A 22,456-nucleotide genomic window follows, 5' to 3' on the forward strand; every position below is an offset into this window, starting at 1 on the left:
TTCTTACTTTTTATCAGATTGTTGTTTCTCCGAAAATATTTTTACAGGCATACCAACATAAGCTCCTGCAATGGATTTAGAAACTATTTGCTCTCCATTGGTAATTCCTTTAACAACTACAGAGTTCTCATTAAAATGAACTGGATTAACAGTAATAAGATCTAACTTATCATTCTTTACTACATAAATAGCTTTGTTTTCAACCAATAACTTTCTGTTAAGTTCGAAAGCTTCAGGAACAGATTTTGTAGTTACATTTGCTTCTAAGTACATTCCCTCTCTTAAACCCTCACCTTTTACTTCAATAAATATTTGGATTGTTTGTGAAGACTGATCAATCTTTCCGTTTATCCTGGTAACAGTACCTTTCCAACTTTTGGTTTTCTCAAGATTAAATAATTCTACGCTTTTACCTTTTACTAACATATCTGCAAAACTCGCACTCACAGACAGTGGCAATTCAAATACAGAAGTATCAATAAACTCTCCCATTTTCTGACCTGCTCTTACCAAAGTTCCATCGGTTACTAGGGCTTCTGTTAAAACCCCACTAAATGGTGCTTTAATATTGTATTTACCCAAACGTACTTCCAGATTCTTTATGTTATAGTAAGTTACATAGATATTCTTTCCAGAAATAAAATACTTTTCTTTAGATGTTTTTGCCTTTGGTAGAGACTTTAAAGTGTTATTAATATCAAAATTCTGCAAATATGCATTCCAAGTTTCAAATGACTCTGGATAATCTAAACGAAGATCTGGCATAACGGATGCAATCAAATTTTGTAACGAACTCCTTTGAGATTGAAGAGAAGCATAAAATTCTTGATTGTTAATTTTTAATAAGGTTTGTCCTTTTTGATAAGCTGTACCGACTCTAAAATCCTTTCCGGTAGTTTGTAAAACTCCTTGTACTTCAGAGTAAACATCTACTTTATTTTTGGCTATTAAGTTTCCATTAGCGGTAATTTCAATAGGAATTTCTGAGTTTTGTGCAACATCAACAAAAACCGTTTTCTCTATTTTAGTTGCTTTAGAATTTGGGTTTTTCTTACTATTTTTAAAGAAATTATACAGTAAAAATGATAAAGCCAAAATGGCCAGTCCTGCTCCAGTAATGATTAGTTTTCTCATATTAAACATTTAGTTGCTATTACAACCTTTTATTGATTTTGATATTAGGTTTTCTTGTACTTTTTTTATAACTGCTATAGTTAAATTGATTTCTTCTTCAGAAATATTTTCCTGTAACGCGGTAACAAACTTTTCAATAATTGGCAGAGATTCTTTAAATAAAGATTCTCCATTCTTTGTTAAAAAAACATGATTGATTCGTTTATCCGATTTCGATGGTATTCTTGCCACAAGATTCTTCTTTTCCATTGTATTCACTAATCTGGTGAGTGAAGTTTTATCTCTACCAGTTAAAAAAGCGAGTTCTTGTTGTGCTACTCCATCCTTTTCGTGTAACTTCTTCAATAAAACCCATTGCGTTTTAGTTAGGCTAATATTTTGTTCATAAAACAGGTCTTGAATAAGATTATCAATCATTTTCATTGTTTTTCCTAACCAAGGTGCCAATGTTTTTTCTAAATCCATATAAATCTGAATTTTAAGATGCGAAAGTAGTTCAAAAGTTTAATTTAGTTGTATATACAACTAGTTAAGTTTCTGTTAAAAAAAACCTGAAGAAAATATCTTCAGGCTGTTTTTAAATTATAAAATTATTCAGTCTATTTACTTAAATACATTTTTCTTCTTGAATATAAATCATAGAAGTCATCGTCTCTTAAACTATCAATAAATAAGATACTTTCCCCAGTACTCTTCATTTCTGGCCCTAGTTTCTTATTAACATTTGGGAATTTATTAAATGAGAACACTGGTTGTTTGATTGCATAACCTTCCAACTCAGGTTTAAAATCAAAATCAGTTACTTTATTTTCTCTTAACATTACTTTCGTTGCATAGTTTACGTAAGGTTCTTTGTATGCCTTTGCAATAAATGGAACTGTACGAGAAGCTCTTGGATTTGCTTCAATAATGTAAACTTTATCGTCTTTAATTGCAAACTGGATGTTTATTAAACCAACTGTATTTAACGATAATGCGATTTTCTTAGTGTATTCTCTAATTTGCTCCATTACTAACTCTCCCAAGTTGAAAGGTGGTAATGTTGCATTTGAATCTCCAGAGTGAATTCCACATGGTTCAATGTGCTCCATGATACCAATAATATACACATTTTCTCCATCACAAATTGCATCAGCTTCCGCTTCAATTGCTCCTTCTAAATAGTGATCTAATAATAATTTGTTGTTCGGAATCTTACGTAATAAATCTACAACGTGCTCTAACAACTCTTCTTTATTGATCACAATCTTCATTCCTTGACCTCCTAATACATAAGATGGACGAACTAAGATTGGGAAGTCTAACTCATCAGCTAAAGCTAAAGCCTGATCTGCATTTGTTGCAACACCAAATCTAGGATAAGGAATATTATTGTCTTTTAATAATGTTGAAAAACTCCCTCTATCTTCGGCTAGATCTAACGATTTATAACTTGTTCCTATAATTGGGATTCCGTATCTATCTAACTTTTCTGCTAATTTAAGAGCTGTTTGTCCACCTAACTGAACGATTACACCTTCTGGTTTTTCATGCTTAATGATATCATAAATATGCTCCCAGAATACGGGCTCGAAGTATAATTTATCTGCTGTATCAAAATCTGTAGAAACAGTTTCAGGATTACAGTTAATCATAATTGTTTCATAACCACATTCTTTAGCAGCATAAACTCCATGAACACAACAGTAATCAAATTCAATTCCTTGTCCAATTCTATTTGGTCCAGAACCTAAAACGATTATTTTCTTCTTATCCGAAACGACGCTTTCATTCGCAGGTAGTTTGTCTCCGTTTGCAGTTTCAACTTCATTTTCGAATGTTGAATAGTAATATGGAGTTTGAGCTTTAAATTCTGCAGCACAAGTATCAACTAACTTATATACACGCTTAATTTTTAACTCTTCGCGCTTCTTATACACCTCACTTTCTAAACAACCTAACATATGAGCGATTTGACGATCACCATATCCTTTTTGCTTAGCTTCTAATAATAATTCTCTATCAAGAGTATCAATTGTATATGTAGAGATTTCTTTTTCTAATTGGAATAATTCCTCATATTGCTTTAAATACCACATATCAATTTTTGTGATATCGTAAATCTTACTTAATGGTATTCCCATTGCGATCGCATCATAAATTGCGAATACACGATCCCAACTAGCGTTAGTTAATTTTTCAATTACTTGGTTGTAATCTTTATAACCTTTACCATCAGCTCCTAAACCATTTCGTTTAATCTCTAAAGACTGAGTAGCTTTGTGTAAAGCTTCTTGAAAAGAACGTCCAATTCCCATTACTTCACCTACAGCCTTCATTTGTAGACCTAAAGTTCTATCAGAACCTTCGAATTTATCAAAGTTCCAACGAGGAATTTTTACGATTACATAATCTAATGTTGGCTCAAATAAAGCAGAAGTAGATTTTGTAATTTGATTATCTAACTCATCTAACGTATATCCGATAGCTAATTTAGCAGCAATCTTTGCAATTGGATATCCAGTTGCTTTAGATGCTAAGGCAGAAGAACGAGATACACGTGGGTTGATCTCAATCGCAATGATATCTTCTTTCTCGTCTGGAGAAACAGCAAACTGAACATTACATCCACCTGCGAATTCACCAATAGAACGCATCATTTTAATTGCCATATCACGCATTTTCTGATATGTTTTATCAGAAAGTGTCATAGCCGGCGCAACTGTAATTGAATCTCCTGTGTGGATTCCCATTGGATCCATATTTTCAATAGAACAGATAATTACAACATTATCATTATCATCGCGTAATAACTCCAACTCATATTCTTTCCATCCCATCATAGCTTTATCAATCATTACCTCGTGAATAGGAGAAATCTCTAATCCTCTTGTTAATGATTTTTCAAACTCATCTTCATTGTAAACTATTGAAGCTCCTGCGCCACCTAATGTAAATGATGCTCTAATACATAATGGAAAACCAAATTCTTGAGCAATCTCTTTACCTTTTAAATATGAAGTTGCTGTTGCTTGAGGAGCCATCGGTACATCTATTTGTCCCATTAACTCTCTAAACTTCTCTCTATCTTCTGTAATATTAATAGCATCAATATCTACTCCAATAATTTCAACTCCGAAATCTTCCCAAATACCTTTCTCATCAGCTTCAATACATAAATTTAAAGCTGTTTGTCCTCCCATGGTAGGTAGTACAGCATCAATTTGTGGATGTTCCTTTAAAATTTGAATTAAAGATTTTGTTTTTAAAGGTAATAAATACACATGATCAGCCATTGAAGGATCGGTCATGATTGTAGCTGGATTAGAATTGATTAAAATCGTTTCTATTCCATCTTCTCTTAAAGAACGTAAAGCTTGAGAACCAGAATAATCGAACTCACATGCTTGTCCAATTACGATCGGCCCTGATCCAATAATTAAAATCGATTTTAGGTCTTTTCTCTTAGGCATTTGTGTTGTTTTGTTTTTGCGTGTTTTGCTTGTTGTGTTGTAAAAATATAAATATTAATTGATTAGGTATAAAAAAAGGTGTTACTAACAAAAAGTAACACCTTAATATAAACAACTCTAAATCATTATTTTTTCGGTCTTGATTCAGACGAAACCGATAACTTTTTTCTTCCTTTTGCTCTTCTTCTAGCTAATACTTTTCTACCATTAGCAGAAGCCATTCTTTCTCTGAAACCGTGTTTGTTTCTTCTCTTTCTTTTCGATGGTTGGTAAGTTCTTTTACTCATTTTAAAATAAACTTGAAATATTCAAAAATTAATTATTGCTAATAGTGAAATTCCGACTGCTAAAAGCGTTTGCAAATATACAACTGTTTTTCAACTTGACAAGTTATTAAATATTTTTTTTTGCGATATTTTTTTTTAGTTCAAAACTCATCGAATTTTCTCAGATTTTTATTGTGAAAACTGTCAATGTTATTACTTTTGCGCAAACCTAATACTGCATGAACAACACAAAATATGTATTTGTAACTGGAGGAGTTACCTCTTCCTTAGGAAAGGGTATTATTGCCGCCTCTTTAGCGAAACTATTACAAGAAAGAGGATACTCGGTTACAATACAAAAATTAGATCCTTACATTAATATTGACCCAGGAACCTTAAATCCATATGAACATGGAGAGTGTTATGTAACGGATGATGGCGCTGAGACGGATTTAGATTTAGGTCACTATGAGCGTTTTTTAAATATTCCTACTTCTCAGGCGAATAACGTAACAACAGGTAGAATTTATCAATCGGTAATAAACAAGGAACGTAAAGGAGAGTTCTTAGGAAAAACTGTTCAGGTTATTCCTCACATAACTGATGAAATTAAACGTAGAATTAAATTGCTTGGGAATACAGGTAAATATGACATAGTGATAACTGAAATTGGAGGTACAGTAGGTGATATTGAATCATTACCATACATAGAATCAGTTAGACAATTACAATGGGAATTGGGAGAAGATAACGCTATTGTAATTCATTTAACACTTGTTCCTTATTTAGCTGCAGCTGGTGAGTTGAAAACAAAACCAACACAGCACTCTGTAAAAATGTTAATGCAAAGTGGAATTGGTCCAAACATTTTAGTTTGTCGTTCAGAGCATGAAATTTCAGAGGATATTAAGCGAAAGCTTGCCTTATTCTGTAATGTAAAGAAAGAAGATGTTATACAATCTTTAGACGCTGAAACTATTTATGATGTTCCAAATTTAATGTTCGAAGAAGGTTTAGATTCTGTGGTGTTGAAAAAATTAGAACTATCTTCTGAGAAGCAACCGGCACTTAGTGAATGGAACTGCTTCGTAAAAAAATATAAAAACCCAAAACAATCTATTGAGATAGGATTGATTGGAAAGTATGTAGAATTACATGATTCCTATAAATCAATTACTGAAGCATTTATTCACGCCGGATCTACTCATGAGACAAAAGTGAATGTTCGTTGGATTCACTCTGAAGAGATAGAGAACGGGAATGTTGAAAGTAAATTAAACGATTTAGATGGACTTTTAGTAGCTCCCGGTTTTGGCGAAAGAGGAATTGAAGGAAAGATTGATGCCGTAAGGTATGCAAGAGAAAATAATATTCCGTTTTTAGGAATTTGTTTAGGAATGCAAATGGCAGTAATTGAATATGCAAGAAATGTTGTAGGCTTAAAAGAAGCAAACTCTACAGAAATGAACGAGAATACAGCTCATCCTGTAATTAACCTAATGGAAGAACAAAAGGAAATTACAAATATGGGAGGTACAATGCGTTTAGGAGCTTGGGATTGTACTTTAGAAATAGAATCTAAAGCTTACGAAGCGTATCAAAACAATAATATTAGCGAACGTCACAGACACAGATATGAGTTTAATAGTGATTATAAAACTCAAATCGAATCTGCTGGAATGATCGCTACAGGAATTAACCCTAAAACAGGTTTAGTTGAAGTTGTAGAAATTCCAACTCACCCATGGTTTGTTGGAGTGCAATATCACCCAGAATACAAAAGTACTGTGTTAAATCCACATCCTCTATTTTTAAGCTTTATTAAAGCAGCTATAAATTATTCGAAGAAATAATAAAACTTCATTTATAGTTTGAAGACATCAATTACAATTATATAATTTGTAGTTGATGTTTTTTTTGCAATTACTTTTTTCAAACAAAATATTTATATTATAATTTTTAGTCCCTGAAAACAGATATTTTGTCCCTAATTGAAAAAATTTAATTTAGTTTCTCATTTTATTCATACCTCTTTCTGTGAAAATGGTCACATTTATATGAGAAAAAAAAGTTTTTTTTAAGGATTGTATAACTTTGAACAAACTTAAGTTCAGTTAAAAAAGACAAAATATTTGATTGTCTTTAAACATCTAGTAAATCTAAAACATCTAATAAATCTTAAAATCATGAAAAGAAATTTTATTTTCGCACTAATACTAGTCATATCACTTAGTTTTATCTTTCAATCTTGTAATAACAATGAAGGTATAGAAAACATGACTGAAAATTCTACTGAAAATTCTGTATTCTTTGTATTAAAGGACAGTCAACAAAAAATTATTACATCACTACCTAGTGATTTAGTGACAATAATAAATAATGAAATTGAAAAGATAAAAGGCTTTGAAGCCTCTAAAGCCTTTTTAAATACTTATGACTCTACAACAGGATTATTAAAAGTATCTCCAGAAAAAGCTCTTCAAAATAATTTCAAATCTAAAATTGTTCAAAGAAATGAAATGGTTAGAGTTCCTTTTACTTTAAGTTTCGAATGGAGGTTTCAAAGGTGGAAAAACGCCCGCAACGGTTATTTTAGTAGTGATAAAAAATCTCAAAGTTTTAACCCCAACATAGCTTCTTCTACTAGAGTTGGTCATAGAAAAACAAAGTATAGAGGAGCTAAACAAGCTATGTGGGGGTTTAGTTTTGGTATAAGGGACAACTCAAATCCTTGGGAACGAATTATGGAAACTCATTATCCTGTTCGTCTTAGGGCTTTCTCAGATGCAAATAGTACTTGGTCTAATTGGGTAACGTTAGATAGTGATCCAAGCACTGGAATTAAAGCATGGAAATCGGGTAAACATGCTGAAGCTTTGCAAATTGAAATGCTTCCCAACGTAGACAATAATGAAAAATTATTTGATCTTTTATTATATCAAGTATATAGTAATGGTAGATGGCAACCATGGATTGTTTCACCTGGAGTAGCTGGAAATCCTAGAGGGAGTAAATTACAAGGTGTACATATACAAGGTTTCTATTTTTAAGAACTAGCTGATCTCACAATATTTTTCAATTAAAAAGAGATCTGAAAGGCCGTTGTTTTTAATAAGATGAAGGTATCTTTTAAATTTAAGTTATTTTAATAATATTATTTAAAAAGTTAAATAATCTTGAATATATTTTATGTAACGACTTTTCAGATCCCTTTTTTATTCAAACTTAATTGATTTAGAAGGGTGTATTTTAGAAACGATCATAGAGGGAACAATCAACATCACCAAACATAAAACAAGTGTTCCAACATTAAGAATTAAAATATGAAATAAATTAATATTTATAGGAACAGTAGACACATAATAAGTTTCAGGATTTAGTTGAATAATTTTAAAAAACTTCTGAATAAGTAGTAATCCAATTCCGATTATATTACCCAATATTAAACCACGTACAATTAAATAGGAAGCATTATACAAAAATACTTTTTGGATTTCCCAATTGGAACTTCCTAGTGTTTTTAGTATTCCTATCATTTGAACTCTCTCAAGAATTAAAACGAGCAATGCTGTAATCATATTTATTCCAGCGATAATCACCATAATTGCTATAATAAACCAAACATTATTATCAAATAAATTCACCCATTCAAAAATTGCAGGATAATTATCAGTAATTGTAGTTGCATTCAAAGTTGTACCTATCGAACTATATACTTGATCTCCCTTTTCATTTAATTCATCAAAATTATCAATCATTACCTCAAAACCACCTACTTCATTTTCTTTCCATTTATTGATTCTTTGAACTTCTTTCAAATCACCAACAATAATTGCGTTATCAAATTCTTCAAAACCTGTATCATAAATGCCTACCACTACTGGTTTACGCATTTTAAATCCTGTACTAGTAGCACTTTCAAACCAAGCTTGCAACGTATCATTTAACTTGAGTTGTAAACTATTTACTATTGATTTAGAGATTAGCACTTCTCTATTCCTCTTTTGATCATAATTTGGTAATCTACCTTCAACCAAAAATTCTTGAAAAAATGAAAAATCATAATCTGCATCAACTCCTTTAAAAACAATTCCATGAAAATCTGTTGGAGTTCTTAGTATTCCACCCTTATTTATATAAGGTTGAACTTTTCTTATTCCTGAAATATTTTTAAAAGTTGGATAAAAATCTTGGTCAAGATTTACTGGTACGGTAGAAACATCTGAATTATTATTGTCATAGTTTGTAATTTGAATATGACCTTTAAAACCCGCAATTTTTGCTCTAATCTTTTGTTGAAAACCAGCACTCACAGAAACTGAAATTAGCATAATTGCAATCCCTAAAATTATAGCAACAATGGCAATTTTTATTATTGGTGATGATATACTATTTTTATGCTCTTTACCTGCAACAATTCGCTTAGCAATAAATAACTCGTAATTCAAAAATTCATGATTTATAATACCATCAAAAGTACATATTTATTCTTGTTTATTCTCAGTATTTTTTCTGATGTCTCTTGCAAACAAACAAATAAAAATGAAGATGATAAAATTATAGCTGAAGAAAAAATAATACCTGGGGCAAACAGTACTTTGAAATATATTCCGCTTTTAAAGGGCAAACGAATTGCTATTATTGCTAATCAAACTTCTATTATTGAAAAGAAATCTAAATACAAGGCTAATATCACTTCGTTTCATTTAGTTGATTACATTCACAATTCTAAAGAAATTGAAGTTGCAAAAGTATTTGCTCCTGAGCATGGTTTTAGAGGAAAAGCGGATGCTGGTGAACATATTAAAAATGGTATTGATAGTAAAACAGGATTGCCAATTATTTCACTGTACGGAAAAAACAAAAAACCTTCAAAAGAACAGCTAGCAAACATTGATGTTGTTGTTTTTGACATACAAGATGTAGGTGTTCGTTTTTACACATACATTTCCACATTGCATTATGTAATGGAAGCTTGTGCTGAAAATAACATTCCCATTATTGTTTTAGACAGACCAAACCCAAATGGACATTATATTGATGGTCCAGTATTAGAAATGGAACATCAAAGTTTTGTCGGAATGCATCCTGTTCCTGTAGTATATGGAATGACAATTGGTGAATACGGACAAATGATTAATGGTGAAAAATGGATGAAAAAAGGTGTTAAATGCGACTTGACTGTAATTCCTATTGAAAATTATACGCACTATAAAAAATATAGTTTACCTATTAAACCTTCTCCAAACTTACCAAATGATGTTTCTATAAATCTCTACCCTAGTTTATGTTTTTTTGAAGGAACAAATATTTCGGCTGGAAGAGGAACCAATGCTCAATTTCAAATTTACGGTTCGCCATATTTAAAAGAAATGAATTATACATTTACTCCAAAACCTAACGAAGGAGCTAAATACCCAAAACACAAAGGAAAGGTATGTTACGGTGAAAATCTGAGTGCATCAAAATATCTATCAAAATTAGACCTACAATGGCTCATAAAAGCCTATAAACAAACAAATAAGAAAGAAGAGTTCTTTAACCAATTTTTCACAAAGCTGGCAGGAACGACATTATTGCAAAATCAAATCGAGAAAGGACTTTCGATACCAGAAATAAAAAAATCTTGGAAAAAGGATTTAGATAAATTCAAGAAGGTTAGAGAGAAATATCTGATTTATAAGTAGAAATATATTCTAGAAAAGAAATTACTTTTTAACTTGAGGAGATAACGATGACTTAGTTTCACTATAAATATAATCTAATACCACATCGAATCTAAGATGTGAAAATTATTTTATTTCATAAGTAATGAGGTTTATCAAATTATCGGAAATGCATTCAAGTAACATTAAATAAAACCTTGTTGATTCATCCAATCATCAGAATAAACTTTATCCATATAACGAATTCCGTGATCTGGCAAAACCATCACAACAACACTATTTTTATCGAACATTCCTTTTGCCGCGTACTGCCTTGTAGCCTGAATTACTGCTCCTGAAGTGTAACCGCAAAACATTCCTTCTTGTTTTACTAAATCGCGACAAGCGAAAGCTGCATCTTTATCCGTTATTTTTTCATAAACATCAACAATATCAAAATCTGTAGCTGTAGGAATCAAGTTTTTTCCTAATCCTTCAATTTTGTATGGATAAATTTCCTTCGGATCAAATTGTTTTGTTTCATGATACTTTTTAATAACCGATCCAACTGCATCTACCCCTAAAATTTTAATATTGGGATTTTGTTCTTTTAAAAACCTTCCTGTACCAGAAATTGTTCCTCCAGTTCCACTAGCAGCGATAAAGTGGGTAATTCTTCCTTGTGTTTGCTCCCAAATTTCAGGACCTGTAGTTGTATAATGTGCCTCAATATTTAATTCATTAAAATACTGATTTATATAAATTGATTTTGGTGTTTCTTTATGAAGTCTTTTAGCGGTTTCGTAATAAGATCTTGGATCATCTGCAGGAACATTCGCAGGACAAACATGTACATCCGCTCCCATTGTTTTTAAAACTTCAATTTTATCTTTAGAAGATTTATCACTAACGGCAAGGATACATTTGTAACCTTTTATTAAGCTAATCATAGCTAAACTAAACCCTGTATTACCTGAAGTAGTCTCTACAATTGTACTGATGCCTGGTTGTAAAATCCCTTTTTTTTCAGCACTTTCAACAATATGTAAAGCAATTCTATCTTTTGCAGATTGACCAGGATTAAAAGCCTCTACTTTTGCATAAAAAGTTCCTGGTAAATCTTTAGTAATTCGTTGAAATTTAACAACGGGAGTTTGTCCTATTAAATCAAGTACCGAATTTACTATAACTTTGTTTCTGTCCATCAAAAAATTCTTCATAAAAAAACCTGATAGTGATTACCATCAGGTTTTAAATCGATGCAAAAATATAATTATTTTTCTAACTTATCCTCTAAAGCTAAAAAGAAGCTATATTCTCTTGCAGTTTCTTTTAAAGAATTGAATCTTCCAGAAGCTCCGCCATGTCCAGCTTCCATATTTGTATGTAAAAAAAGTTGGTTATTATCTGTTTTTAACTCTCTTAATTTAGCTACCCATTTTGCAGGTTCCCAATATTGAACTTGACTATCGTGTAATCCGGTAGTCACTAACATATTTGGATATTCTTTTGCTTCAACTTGATCATACGGAGAATATGATTTGATATAATCATAATATTCTTTATCATTTGGATTTCCCCATTCATCGTATTCACCTGTTGTTAAAGGAATACTATCATCTAACATTGTCGAAATCACATCGACAAAAGGAACAGCAGCAATCACTCCATTGTATAATTCTGGATTCATATTTACAACAGCTCCCATTAATAATCCACCAGCAGATCCTCCCATTGCATATAAATGCTCTGGAGAAGTATAACCATTATCTATTAAATATTTAGAACAGTCTACAAAATCGGTAAATGTATTTTTTTTATTTAACATTTTACCGTCTTCATACCATTCTCTTCCTAAATATTGACTTCCCCTAATGTGAGCTAAAGCGAAAATAAAACCACGATCTAATAAACTTAAACGAGTAGTTGAAAACCCATCAGGAATTGTATATCCGTAAGAACCATAGGCGTATTGTAAAACTGGGGTATTTTTATCAATTTTGGTATCTTTCCTATGAACAATTGATAATGCAACTTTTTCGCCATCTCTGGCAGTAACCCAAATTCTTTTACTTACGTAATTTTCTTTTTTGAATTTCCCTCCTAAAACTTCTTGCTCCTTTTTAATTTCTTTAGACTGATCTTTCATATTGAAATCAATCACAGAACTAGGAGTTGTCATTGAATTATATGAATAACGAATTACATCTGTATCGAAATCAGGATTAGAATATACTCCTGCAGAATATGTTTCTTCGTCAAATGGTAAGTAATAATCTTCTGTACCATCCCAACGTTTAATTCTAATTTTAAATAAACCGTTATTTCTTTCTTCCAAAACTAAATAGTCTTTGAAAATCGAAAAATCCTCAAAAAACACATCTTCTCTATGAGGAAGCACATCAACCCAATTCTCCTTGGTGGTTTTAGTTTCTGGAGTTTTCATCAACTTAAAATTAGTCGCTCCATCTTTATTTGTTTTTATGTAGAAGTGATCGTCGTAATGTGCGATGTCATATTCTAAATCACGCTCGCGTGGTTGAATGACTCTAAAATCTCCTGTTGGATTATCTGCTTCTAAAACTTGATATTCGCTAGAAACCGTACTGTAAGACCCCATTACTAAATACTTCTTTGATTTTGTTTTCGTAACAAAAACCCCAAAAGTTTCATCTTTTTCTTCAAAAACTAATACATCCTCTGACTCATCAGTTCCTAAAACGTGTCTAAAAATTTGAGAACTACGTAATGTTACAGGGTCTTTTTTAGTGTAGAATAATGTTTGGTTATCATTTGCCCAAACACTGCCCCCTGTAGTATTGTTAATTCTATCTTTATAAATTTTACCAGTTTCCAAATTTTTAACCTGAATAAAATACTGACGACGACTTACGGTATCCGTAGAAAAAGCCAATAATTTGTTATCAGGAGAAACATTTAAACCTCCTAACTGAAAATATTCATGTCCTTCCGCTTCTTTGTTCACATCGAACATAATTTCTTCATCCGCTTCTAAAGTTTCCTTTTTTCTCGAATAAATAGGATATTGTTGACCTTTCTCATATCGAGTGATATAATAGTACCCATTTCTTTTATATGGAACAGACTCGTCATCTTCCTTAATTCTACCTTTCATTTCTTCAAACAAGCCTTCTTGAAAATCTTTGGTATATCCCATTTCATCATCAAAATACTTATTTTCAGCATTAAGATAATCGTACACTTTTTGAGTTTGTTCGTCCTTAGTTTCTGCGTTCTTTTGTTCATCAGTTAAACGCATCCAGAAATAGTTGTCAACGCGGACATCTCCGTGCTTTTCTAGTTTTTTTGGTTGTTTCTCAGCTACTGGCGGAGTGGTTTTATTTATCATCTTCTCTTTTTTGCAGGAAGCAAAAATAACACTTATACCAATACCGTATAAAAGAATTTTTTTCATTTGATTTATTTTAGATTTGTAATGTAGTAATTTTGTAACGTAATAAGATTAAAAAATTTATAAATTATGTTTGGAGATTTATCTGGAATGATGGATAAGCTGAAACAAGCTCAACAAAAAGTAGAAGAAACAAAACAACGATTAAATAGTGTTTTAATTGATGAAGCGAGTGCTGATGGAAATATTAAAATTACTGTAACTGCTAATAGAGAAATCAAAGCCATTTCGGTTGATAATAGTTTATTAAATGATTCAGAGGAATTGGAAGACTATCTAATATTAACTTTAAACAAAGCTTTAAAAAGAGCTGGTGAAATAAATGACCAAGAAATGGCTGTTGCTGCCAAAAGTGGTATGCCAAATATACCTGGAATGGACATGTTTAAATAAACAACGACATGAATCTAAATCAAATTACTGTTCCTTCTCTAGATTTAACCAAATCAATTCCGTTTTATCAGAAATTAGGTTTACAACTAATTGTAAAAGCCCTGCCTCATTATGCGCGATTCAAATGTCCTAATGGAGAATCTACTTTCTCAATTCATTTAGTAGAGGAATTACCCAAAGGAAACGGAGTTTATATTTATTTCGAATGCGAAAAATTAGATAAAAAAGTTCAACAACTAAAAGAGCACGGGATTCAATTTGATCAAGAACCAAAAGATGAACCTTGGCTGTGGAGAGAAGCTAAACTTAAAGATTTAGATGGCAATCAATTGATTCTATTTTTTGGTGGTAAAAATAGAATCAATCCACCGTGGAAAATTAAAAACGATTAATAACCTCTGTACAATGCACCAACCTGCACAAAATAACACAAAAGATTACATGCTCCCATGTATGAACAAAAAATTATTTGGTATTGATTGTCCTGGATGCGGTTTACAAAGGTCTGTGGTAATGGTCAGCAAAGGTGAATTCAAAGAAGCGTTTTATATGTTTCCCGCAATATATACCACCCTACTTTTTTCATTGGCTATTCTTGCTCATTTTATATTGAAGAAAAAAATCACTTCTAAAGTCTTATTGATTTTGGGAATTCTAAATGTAGTAATTTTAATAATTGCCTATGTTTTAAAAATGAATAAATTAATAAATTAAAAACACATAACATGTTTGAATTCGAACAAAGAAAACTTCCAAACGCAACTATTGTTTTAGTATTAGGTATTTTATCAATTATTACTTGTTGTTGTTATGGAATCCTAGGATTAATTATAGGTATTATTGCTTTGGTATTATATAAACAAGATAAACGTTTATATGACGCAAATCCGAGTGTTTATACTAATTTTTCTAACTTAAATACAGGAAGAATATTAGCTATTATCGGACTTGTCTTAAATATCTTATTTTTATTTTACATAATTTGGGCAATCTCATTTATTGGATGGGAAACGTTACAAAACCCAGAACTACTACAAGAAAAATTGAATGAATTACAATAAAAATTAAGAAAATAAATATATTTTAAATAGTATTTAAAGCAGACCTATTCGTCTGCTTTTTTCGTTAATAAAAAAGAATAAAAAAAGAATTCACTAGTTCTTAAAAATCCTATTTTCGCCATCTTGTATAAAATTTTGGGGAAATAATAATGGGGAATAAAAACTGGTTACAATACTACAAAAACAGCTTAACTGATAGTGAAAATTTAGCTGTTGATATTGCAAAAATCAAGAATCTACAATATCAAAATAATTCTGATTTAAGCAATGCTTTTATCAATCCGAAACAGGCTGTTACTATTATCGATGCTGAAGAAAGAAGAATTAATCGTATTCGTGGAATTTCACAAAAAGAAAATACTAATTGGCATAATATTGAGGAAACCAAAATTTTAATTGCTCCTTTCCATTTAGAATATCAAACTGACAACACAAAATTCAAACAAAGAATAATTCACCCGTTTTGGATTTACGCAATTGTAAATAGATTAGGTCAATTATCAACTCCAAAAGATTTATTCCCTTTGATTGTTCGTAATTATATGACGCCAATGGCTGATGTAAAAAATGACTTTATTTTCACTTCTACCGATACCGTAATTGACGCAAAAGAAATAGAAGTTCCAGAACCAGAATATGAAGATGAGAAAATTCCTTGGAACGAATATTGGAGTTATATTAATGAGGTTTTTTATACTATAACTTTTAAAAATTTATACAACTATAAAACAGAAAGATATACGACACATCACGAACTCACATATTTTGCAGTTAGTTCTAAAATTTCTACAGCAAAAAGTATTCTTTTCTTATATGAAAATTTACTAGAAAACGAAGAAGATTTACCTTTACTATCAAAAATAATTAATCCTTCCAAAATAAATAAAAGAAATGCCATTACAGACTACGATTTCCTAAATTACAATCACTTACATTTAGGTCAAATGTCTGATTATTTCCCATTATCGATAAGTCAACGTAAAACTCTTCTCTCACATTTATCCGCCGAAGAAAGTTCTGTGACGGCAGTAAATGGACCTCCTGGAACTGGAAAAACAACATTATTACAAAGTTTAGTAGCCACAGAAGTTGTTCGAAGTGCAATTATTGGTGACGAAGCACCGATTGTTCTAGCCTGTTCAAACAATAATCAAGCAGTTACGAATATTATCGATAGCTTTATCAACTCAAAAAGTAGTTTGCCTGAACTTTCAGAGAGATGGATCTCAGATTTTAAAGGATACGCAACTTACTTACCTTCCAATGGAAAAAACGAAAAGTATTTGGGCGACATCAATTTCTTGAAAGGAAACTTATTTAAACATGAAGGTACTTTATGTAATCTTGAAAACGAAGAATATTTAAATCATGCCGAATATTATTTTCTGACAAAATTCAATAATTACTTCAATAAACAAACTCAAGATCTTGAAGAAGCTATTGAACACATTCAAGATGAAATTGTAACCCTTGAAGAGCTTCTTATTGATAGTGTTGACTATCCAAAAAATTATATAAAATCTATTAATTTCATTAATAATTCACTTTTTAAAAAGCAGGATTATATTGATAAAGATAATTTTAACATCACCAAATTAAATGAATGGAGAACAATTTTAACATCTTTAAAAGCGACTCATAAAAAACCTGACTTCCTTGAATTAATTAATAAACACTTCACAACATCAAACGAGGAATTAGACAAAAACTCTCAATATACGTTCAAAATAAAAGATTCAATACTAGGTGATAAAACAAAGACAAATCAGTTAATTAAAGCACTTCTGAAACATTTAAACATCGCTCTTCAAGCAAATTTAAAACTCAAAGACTGGCGAAGAAAAACAAACATTAGAAGTTTTCCAATTGTAAAAGAAGAGTATCTTTGGAAATCTGAATTTGAGAAATTACATTCAAAGAACAACACACCGAGATTCTATTATGATGAAATCGATGTATCTATTCGACACAAAGCATTTTTATTAGCAACTCATTACTGGGAAGGAAGATGGTTACTTGCAACAAGAAAAGTTTTAGAAGAAGATACAGAAAGAGGAACTGGTGAACAGGCTATTACTTTAAAATGGAAACGTAGAGCAATGTTAACTCCTTGTTTTGTAGCAACATTCTATACAGCTCCAAGTCATTTTTTGTATAGTCAATTTCAAGGGGAAAATGAAAATGGGAAACCACTTTTTCAATACTTCCCTTTATACAACTTTCTCGATTTATTAATCATTGATGAAGCGGGACAAGTAACACCTGAAGTTAGTATTCCTGTATTTGCCTTAGCTAAAAAAGCATTTGTCGTTGGAGATTTAAAACAAATAGAACCTATTTGGTCTATCCCTTCTCGAATTGATAAGGGGAATTTATTTAGCTTAAATATTATTGAACACGAGAAAGACATGGAATATTTAAAAGAAGCTGGGCTTTTAGCGTCTAACGGATGTATTATGAAAATAGCTCAAAATTCTTGTGAATACGAAACTCCAATTGAAGATAAAAAAGAACAAGGATTAATATTATTGGAACATCGAAGGTGTAATGATGAAATCATAAATTTTTGTAATGAACTTGCATACAATGGTATTTTAAAACCTATGAAAGGAATAGCAAGAGAAGATCAAGCATTTCCTTCTATGATGGCCTATCATATTGAAGGTGTGAGCGAACGAAAATATAATAGTCGCCAGAATATTAAGGAAGTAAAAGCAATCATTACTTGGTTACAACAAAATAAAGAGACAATTCAAAATGCCTATGGTATTGAAAAAATTGAATCTATATTAGGAATTATTACTCCATTTGCAAGTCAAAAAGGAGAAATTTCTAAAGCCTTAATAGAAGCTGGATTTAAAGTAAATGATATAAAACTAGGAACTGTACACGCGTTACAAGGTGCCGAGAGAAGTATCATTTTATTCAGTTCAGTTTACACTAATGAAGACGAAGGAACGATGTTCTTCGAAAAAGATAACAAGCCCAACATGTTAAATGTATCCGTTTCTAGAGCTAAAGACAGTTTTATTTTATTTGGAGACACAAGAATTTTTGATGAAACACAAAACACACCATCAGGTGTTTTGAGAAAACATTTAAATATTTACGAAATGGCATAAAAAAACCTCACAAATTGTGAGGTTTTTTTTCAGTTGAATCTTTTATTTATCGAACTCCATAATTGTTTTCTTAATGATAGAAATACAATCCCTTAACTCATCTTCATTCATTACTAGCGGTGGAGCAAATCTGATGATATTACCATGAGTTGGTTTTGCTAATAAACCGTTATCACGTAACTTCATACAAATGTTCCATGCTGTATCACTATCTTCTGTATCATTAATTACAATTGCATTTAATAATCCTTTACCACGAACTAAGTTTACTAGTTCTGTTTCATCAACTAGCTTACTCATCTCATCTCTGAAAATTTGTCCTAATCGCTCAGCGTTTTCCGCTAACTTTTCGTCAACAGCAACTTCTAATGCTGCCATTGCAACTTTACAAGCTAATGGGTTTCCTCCAAATGTAGATCCATGTTCTCCAGGCTTTATGGTCATCATAATTTCATCATCTGCTAAAGCAGCTGAAACTGGGAAAACTCCCCCAGATAAAGCCTTACCTAAAATTAAAATATCTGGTTTAACATCTTCATGTTGACAACAGAATAATTTACCAGTTCTTGAAATACCTGTTTGAACTTCGTCTGCAATAAACAATACATTCTTTGTCTTACATAACTCATAAGCTTTTTTCAAATACCCTTCATCTGGCACCATTACTCCAGCTTCTCCCTGAATTGGCTCTACCATAAATCCAGCAACATTTGGATCCTCTAAAGCTTTTTCTAAAGCTTCTAAATCATTGTACTTTACAATTTCGAATCCAGGTAAATAAGGCCCATAATCATTGTAAGCACTTGGATCTGTAGAAGATGATACAGCAGCTAAAGTTCTTCCCCAGAAATTATTTTCTGCGAATAATATCTTTGCTTTATTCTCTTCAATTCCTTTTACTTTATATGCCCATTTTCTACATAGTTTTAAAGCTGTTTCTCCTCCTTCAACTCCTGTATTCATTGGTAAAACTTTATCGTAACCAAATAAAGTTGTAATGTATTTTTCATACTGACCTAAAACATCATTATGAAATGCTCTCGAAGTAAGAGTTAATACTTCAGATTGATCCACCAGAGCTTTAATAATCTTTGGGTGACAATGTCCTTGATTTATCGCAGAGTATGCCGATAGGAAATCGTAATATTTCTTTCCTTCTACATCCCAAACATAAACTCCTTCACCTTTACTTAATACAACTGGTAACGGATGGTAGTTATGGGCACCATACTTGTTTTCTAAATCGATTGCTTGCTGTGACGTTAATTTTCCTAAAACAGCCATTTCCTTAATTTTTTAAAAATTCATAAAATAACCATTCCTACTGTACCTTTATTCTTTCGAAGAGCTCCGAAAAAGCAGCGTGGGAGAGAAATCATCCCTAGAGAGGTGCAATTTATTAAATATTAATTCCGCCGTAAAATGTTACTCAGATAATTTTCCCGACAAAGAAGAAACTTGCAATTCTAAACGTTTTATCTCTCTTAATAATGCCATTTTATCCATTTGCATCCAAGTATAAAATTTCAGCATTGAAGAAGCCATTATGCTTAAAGAACCAAATACTCCCCAACGAATTAAATCATTGGTCTCTGTCGCGTTAAAAAACTGAATTGCACAGTATACGAATACTCCAAACCAAAGTAGCTGAACAATTGCTATTAACATAGTAACCCAACTATTTTTCCCTTTAAATATACCAAACATCATTTGCCACATGTTTTGCTCATCAAGTTCATCGTAAAATCTTGCTTCTTCTTTAGTTAATGTTTCTTTTATTAACTCATCTAAATCTTTAAATTCTTCCATTTTTTCTATATTTTAATATTACTTTTTTCAACTGTTCTCTGGCATGAAATAATCTTGACTTTGTAGTACCGACAGATATTCCTAATGTATTTCCTATTTCTTTTAACGAGTAACTTTCAACATAAAACAACTGTAATACTTGCTGATGATCGCTACTTAACTTTTGTATTTCTTGAAGAAGAATTCGTTTTATTTCTTCTCTATCACCTTCTGTTTCATCTTGATTATTCGACACAAGTGCTTGGTACTCAATTTTTCTTTTTTGCTCTCGTTCTTGCGCTCTCAAAAAATCAATTGCTCTTCTGGTTACAATACTAATTGCCCAACTTTTAAACTTCATTGGATCTTTCAAATCTTCAAGTTTATTGTAAATAATCGTCCAACTTTCTTGGGCAATGTCTTTAGCTACATCCCTATCCTTTACATAAAAACATGCAAGTTTACAAAACCCTACATGCCAACGTTTTACTAATACTATAAATGCAGAAGACTTACCAGACTGATAGTCTAAAATCAATTTTGTATCTATTTCTTTATCCTTGTTTTTCATTAATTAGAATTCATAGTATGGACGATGAAAAAATAAAAAGGTTCAAATCTTTTTAAAATTACTTTTTAAAATTCAAAATAAACGATTCAAACTGCTAAGTTTTACTAATTTTGCAGTCCTTAAAATTATTATAGATGCCAAGAAGAGAACGCAATAAATTTGTTAAACGAGGAGAAGTAATTGAGTTACTAATTGAAGATTATGCTTTTGGTGGAAAAGGTATCGGGAAAATAAGATCAGAACTAGGAGAGTTTGTAGTTTTTGTTCCAAATACATTACCAGGTCAATTAGTTAAAGCCAGAGTTGCAAAATCTCAAAAGAAATACGCAGAATGCAAATTAATTGAAGTTCTTAAATCATCTGAAGATGAAGTTGCCATGGATTATCAAGAAATTCCTGGTGCACCGTATATAAAACTTCCAGTAGAAAAGCAGCATAATTATAAACACACAAGTACTTTAGATTTATTTAAAAGAATCGGTAAAGTTGCTAATATTGAAGATTTATTTGATGAGTTTGTAAGTTCTCCAAACTTATTTCATTATAGAAATAAAATGGAATATAGTTTCTCTGCAATTGGTTTTGATAGAGAGAAAAATACTGATGTAGATGAATTTACACTTGGTTTTAAAAAACGTGGTGTTTGGTGGATGGGTGTAAATCTTGAAAAAGATTCTGGTTTATTTGATAAAGCTGTTGAGGACAATATCAAAAATATAAAAACCTACTGTAAGGAAACAGGATTAGCTCCATGGCATGGACCTAGAAAAGAAGGTTTTTTCAGATACTTTGTAGTTAGAAAATCATACAAGACAAATAAATTATTATTTAATTTAGTTACTACTTCAGGAGATTTAGACAAATTTAACTTGGATAAGTTCGCGCATTATTTAACTAAACTATTTGGTGATCGTGTAGCTGGATTATTGCATTCTATAAATGATGAAACGGGAGATAGAACAATCGCGACTTCAGGCAGTATTCAATTAGTGTATGGGAAAGATAAGATTGTAGAGGAATTATTAGGATTGAATTTTGAGATCAGCATGAAAAGCTTCTTTCAAACTAATCCTAAATCCGCAGAAAAACTATACTCTAAAGTAATTGAATATGCTTTAGAAAATAAAGATGCAATTGATAATACTGTTGTGATGGATTTATTCTGTGGAACAGGAACTATTGGTCAAATATTAGCTTCCAAAGGAAGTAACACAAAAATAATTGGAGTTGATATTGTAGCTTCTGCTATTGCTGACGCAAAGAAAAATGCCAAAAGAAACAACATAGAAGGTGTTGAGTTTTATGCTGCTGATGTTGGTAAGTTCTTATTCGAGCATCCTGAATTTAAAAATAAAATCAGAACAATAATTTTAGATCCAGCAAGAGCTGGAATTGCTCCAAAAACACTTAAAAAAATCATAAATCTAAATGCGGATAGAATGGTTTATGTATCTTGTAACCCAGCAACTCAAGCAAGAGATACAGAGCAATTAATTGAAGCAGGATATAACTTGAAAAAGATTAGTATGGTCGATCAATTTCCACATACTTCTCATATTGAAACTGTAGTATTGTTTGAAAAATAAATTTA

General features: G+C 31.3%; 19 protein-coding genes. 9 read left to right on the forward strand and 10 right to left on the reverse strand.

The genetic code is table 11. The features are described 5' to 3' along the window. Positions 1-3 precede the first annotated feature (3 nt). The 4 genes from BTO06_RS09300 to rpmH all read right to left on the reverse strand — a co-directional run bounded on the left by BTO06_RS09300 (position 4) and on the right by rpmH (position 4,873). Positions 4-1,134, reverse strand: coding sequence for an efflux RND transporter periplasmic adaptor subunit (locus BTO06_RS09300; RefSeq protein ID WP_100926763.1), 1,131 nt, complete (start codon positions 1,132-1,134; stop codon positions 4-6). A 9-nt stretch (positions 1,135-1,143) separates the two neighbouring features. Further along, positions 1,144-1,599, reverse strand: coding sequence for a MarR family winged helix-turn-helix transcriptional regulator (locus tag BTO06_RS09305; protein ID WP_100925041.1), 456 nt, complete (start codon positions 1,597-1,599; stop codon positions 1,144-1,146). A gap of 134 nt (positions 1,600-1,733) precedes the next feature. Continuing rightward, a complete protein-coding gene (carB, locus tag BTO06_RS09310; RefSeq protein ID WP_100925042.1) occupies positions 1,734-4,586 on the reverse strand; it encodes a carbamoyl-phosphate synthase large subunit in 2,853 nt (950 codons plus the stop codon). Between the two features lie 125 nt (positions 4,587-4,711). After that, entirely contained in the window at positions 4,712-4,873 is a 162-nt protein-coding gene (rpmH, locus tag BTO06_RS09315; protein WP_028891113.1) for a 50S ribosomal protein L34, read from the reverse strand. Between the two features lie 218 nt (positions 4,874-5,091). On the opposite strand from rpmH, the gene BTO06_RS09320 reads away from it, so the two are divergent. Both BTO06_RS09320 and BTO06_RS09325 read left to right on the forward strand, forming a co-directional pair. Then, positions 5,092-6,705 carry a CTP synthase gene (locus BTO06_RS09320; protein ID WP_100925043.1) on the forward strand — a complete coding sequence of 538 codons (1,614 nt, stop codon included), beginning with the start codon at positions 5,092-5,094 and terminating at the stop codon, positions 6,703-6,705. Between the two features lie 333 nt (positions 6,706-7,038). Then, positions 7,039-7,902, forward strand: coding sequence for a hypothetical protein (locus BTO06_RS09325; protein WP_157811792.1), 864 nt, complete (start codon positions 7,039-7,041; stop codon positions 7,900-7,902). A gap of 165 nt (positions 7,903-8,067) precedes the next feature. Here the strand turns inward: BTO06_RS09325 and BTO06_RS09330 are convergent, their stop codons facing one another. Next, complete coding sequence (locus BTO06_RS09330; protein ID WP_100925045.1) at positions 8,068-9,300, reverse strand: ABC transporter permease; 1,233 nt, start codon at positions 9,298-9,300, stop codon at positions 8,068-8,070. 6 nt (positions 9,301-9,306) lie between these two features. On the opposite strand from BTO06_RS09330, the gene BTO06_RS09335 reads away from it, so the two are divergent. After that, positions 9,307-10,539 (forward strand): exo-beta-N-acetylmuramidase NamZ family protein, encoded by a 1,233-nt coding sequence (locus BTO06_RS09335; RefSeq protein WP_100925046.1) that lies wholly within the window; start codon positions 9,307-9,309, stop codon positions 10,537-10,539. Positions 10,540-10,703: 164 nt separating this feature from the next. Here the strand turns inward: BTO06_RS09335 and BTO06_RS09340 are convergent, their stop codons facing one another. Together BTO06_RS09340 and BTO06_RS09345 are read right to left on the reverse strand one after the other, a co-directional pair. Beyond that, positions 10,704-11,702: a PLP-dependent cysteine synthase family protein gene (locus BTO06_RS09340; RefSeq protein ID WP_100925047.1), complete on the reverse strand. Its 999-nt coding sequence runs from the start codon at positions 11,700-11,702 to the stop codon at positions 10,704-10,706. A gap of 68 nt (positions 11,703-11,770) precedes the next feature. Further along, positions 11,771-13,933: a S9 family peptidase gene (locus BTO06_RS09345; protein ID WP_198517065.1), complete on the reverse strand. Its 2,163-nt coding sequence runs from the start codon at positions 13,931-13,933 to the stop codon at positions 11,771-11,773. A 66-nt stretch (positions 13,934-13,999) separates the two neighbouring features. Here BTO06_RS09345 and BTO06_RS09350 point away from each other — a divergent pair, with 66 nt between their 5' ends. The 5 genes from BTO06_RS09350 to BTO06_RS09370 all read left to right on the forward strand — a co-directional run bounded on the left by BTO06_RS09350 (position 14,000) and on the right by BTO06_RS09370 (position 18,506). Further along, positions 14,000-14,323, forward strand: a complete 324-nt coding sequence (locus BTO06_RS09350) for a YbaB/EbfC family nucleoid-associated protein (RefSeq protein WP_100925048.1) — start codon at positions 14,000-14,002, stop codon at positions 14,321-14,323. An 8-nt stretch (positions 14,324-14,331) separates the two neighbouring features. Beyond that, on the forward strand, positions 14,332-14,715 hold the full coding sequence (locus BTO06_RS09355; protein WP_100925049.1) for a VOC family protein: 384 nt from the start codon (positions 14,332-14,334) through the stop codon (positions 14,713-14,715). 61 nt (positions 14,716-14,776) lie between these two features. Next, complete coding sequence (locus tag BTO06_RS09360) at positions 14,777-15,037, forward strand: DUF2752 domain-containing protein (RefSeq protein ID WP_232731437.1); 261 nt, start codon at positions 14,777-14,779, stop codon at positions 15,035-15,037. Between the two features lie 11 nt (positions 15,038-15,048). Then, positions 15,049-15,384, forward strand: coding sequence for a CCC motif membrane protein (locus tag BTO06_RS09365; protein ID WP_100925050.1), 336 nt, complete (start codon positions 15,049-15,051; stop codon positions 15,382-15,384). 149 nt (positions 15,385-15,533) lie between these two features. After that, positions 15,534-18,506 carry a DEAD/DEAH box helicase gene (locus BTO06_RS09370; RefSeq protein ID WP_100925051.1) on the forward strand — a complete coding sequence of 991 codons (2,973 nt, stop codon included), beginning with the start codon at positions 15,534-15,536 and terminating at the stop codon, positions 18,504-18,506. A gap of 42 nt (positions 18,507-18,548) precedes the next feature. Here BTO06_RS09370 and rocD read toward each other — a convergent pair whose 3' ends face one another. The 3 genes from rocD to BTO06_RS09385 all read right to left on the reverse strand — a co-directional run bounded on the left by rocD (position 18,549) and on the right by BTO06_RS09385 (position 20,865). Further along, positions 18,549-19,790, reverse strand: a complete 1,242-nt coding sequence (rocD, locus tag BTO06_RS09375; RefSeq protein WP_100925052.1) for an ornithine--oxo-acid transaminase — start codon at positions 19,788-19,790, stop codon at positions 18,549-18,551. Between the two features lie 141 nt (positions 19,791-19,931). Beyond that, on the reverse strand, positions 19,932-20,315 hold the full coding sequence (locus BTO06_RS09380; protein ID WP_100925053.1) for a DUF6768 family protein: 384 nt from the start codon (positions 20,313-20,315) through the stop codon (positions 19,932-19,934). Further along, entirely contained in the window at positions 20,302-20,865 is a 564-nt protein-coding gene (locus BTO06_RS09385; protein WP_100925054.1) for an RNA polymerase sigma factor, read from the reverse strand. The genes BTO06_RS09380 and BTO06_RS09385 overlap by 14 nt, the downstream gene beginning before the upstream one ends. Before the next feature lie 134 nt (positions 20,866-20,999). Here BTO06_RS09385 and rlmD point away from each other — a divergent pair, with 134 nt between their 5' ends. After that, positions 21,000-22,451: a 23S rRNA (uracil(1939)-C(5))-methyltransferase RlmD gene (gene rlmD, locus BTO06_RS09390; RefSeq protein ID WP_100925055.1), complete on the forward strand. Its 1,452-nt coding sequence runs from the start codon at positions 21,000-21,002 to the stop codon at positions 22,449-22,451. The last annotated feature ends 5 nt before the right edge of the window (positions 22,452-22,456 follow it).

This window comes from Tenacibaculum sp. SZ-18 (genome assembly GCF_002813915.1).
GTDB lineage: Bacteria > Bacteroidota > Bacteroidia > Flavobacteriales > Flavobacteriaceae > Polaribacter.

What these genes read in the sequence shown, in the direction of transcription:
- BTO06_RS09325 (WP_157811792.1), top strand. Translation starts at nt 7,039, where the DNA reads ATGAAAAGAAATTTTATTTTCGCACTAATACTAGTCATATCACTTAGT.
- BTO06_RS09340 (WP_100925047.1), bottom strand. Translation starts at nt 11,702, where the DNA reads ATGGACAGAAACAAAGTTATAGTAAATTCGGTACTTGATTTAATAGGA.
- BTO06_RS09370 (WP_100925051.1), top strand. Translation starts at nt 15,534, where the DNA reads ATGGGGAATAAAAACTGGTTACAATACTACAAAAACAGCTTAACTGAT.
- carB (WP_100925042.1), bottom strand. Translation starts at nt 4,586, where the DNA reads ATGCCTAAGAGAAAAGACCTAAAATCGATTTTAATTATTGGATCAGGG.
- BTO06_RS09380 (WP_100925053.1), bottom strand. Translation starts at nt 20,315, where the DNA reads ATGGAAGAATTTAAAGATTTAGATGAGTTAATAAAAGAAACATTAACT.
- BTO06_RS09305 (WP_100925041.1), bottom strand. Translation starts at nt 1,599, where the DNA reads ATGGATTTAGAAAAAACATTGGCACCTTGGTTAGGAAAAACAATGAAA.
- BTO06_RS09365 (WP_100925050.1), top strand. Translation starts at nt 15,049, where the DNA reads ATGTTTGAATTCGAACAAAGAAAACTTCCAAACGCAACTATTGTTTTA.
- BTO06_RS09300 (WP_100926763.1), bottom strand. Translation starts at nt 1,134, where the DNA reads ATGAGAAAACTAATCATTACTGGAGCAGGACTGGCCATTTTGGCTTTA.
- BTO06_RS09360 (WP_232731437.1), top strand. Translation starts at nt 14,777, where the DNA reads ATGAACAAAAAATTATTTGGTATTGATTGTCCTGGATGCGGTTTACAA.
- BTO06_RS09385 (WP_100925054.1), bottom strand. Translation starts at nt 20,865, where the DNA reads ATGAAAAACAAGGATAAAGAAATAGATACAAAATTGATTTTAGACTAT.
- BTO06_RS09320 (WP_100925043.1), top strand. Translation starts at nt 5,092, where the DNA reads ATGAACAACACAAAATATGTATTTGTAACTGGAGGAGTTACCTCTTCC.
- rocD (WP_100925052.1), bottom strand. Translation starts at nt 19,790, where the DNA reads ATGGCTGTTTTAGGAAAATTAACGTCACAGCAAGCAATCGATTTAGAA.
- BTO06_RS09350 (WP_100925048.1), top strand. Translation starts at nt 14,000, where the DNA reads ATGTTTGGAGATTTATCTGGAATGATGGATAAGCTGAAACAAGCTCAA.
- BTO06_RS09335 (WP_100925046.1), top strand. Translation starts at nt 9,307, where the DNA reads ATGATTTATAATACCATCAAAAGTACATATTTATTCTTGTTTATTCTC.
- BTO06_RS09345 (WP_198517065.1), bottom strand. Translation starts at nt 13,933, where the DNA reads ATGAAAAAAATTCTTTTATACGGTATTGGTATAAGTGTTATTTTTGCT.
- BTO06_RS09355 (WP_100925049.1), top strand. Translation starts at nt 14,332, where the DNA reads ATGAATCTAAATCAAATTACTGTTCCTTCTCTAGATTTAACCAAATCA.
- rpmH (WP_028891113.1), bottom strand. Translation starts at nt 4,873, where the DNA reads ATGAGTAAAAGAACTTACCAACCATCGAAAAGAAAGAGAAGAAACAAA.
- rlmD (WP_100925055.1), top strand. Translation starts at nt 21,000, where the DNA reads ATGCCAAGAAGAGAACGCAATAAATTTGTTAAACGAGGAGAAGTAATT.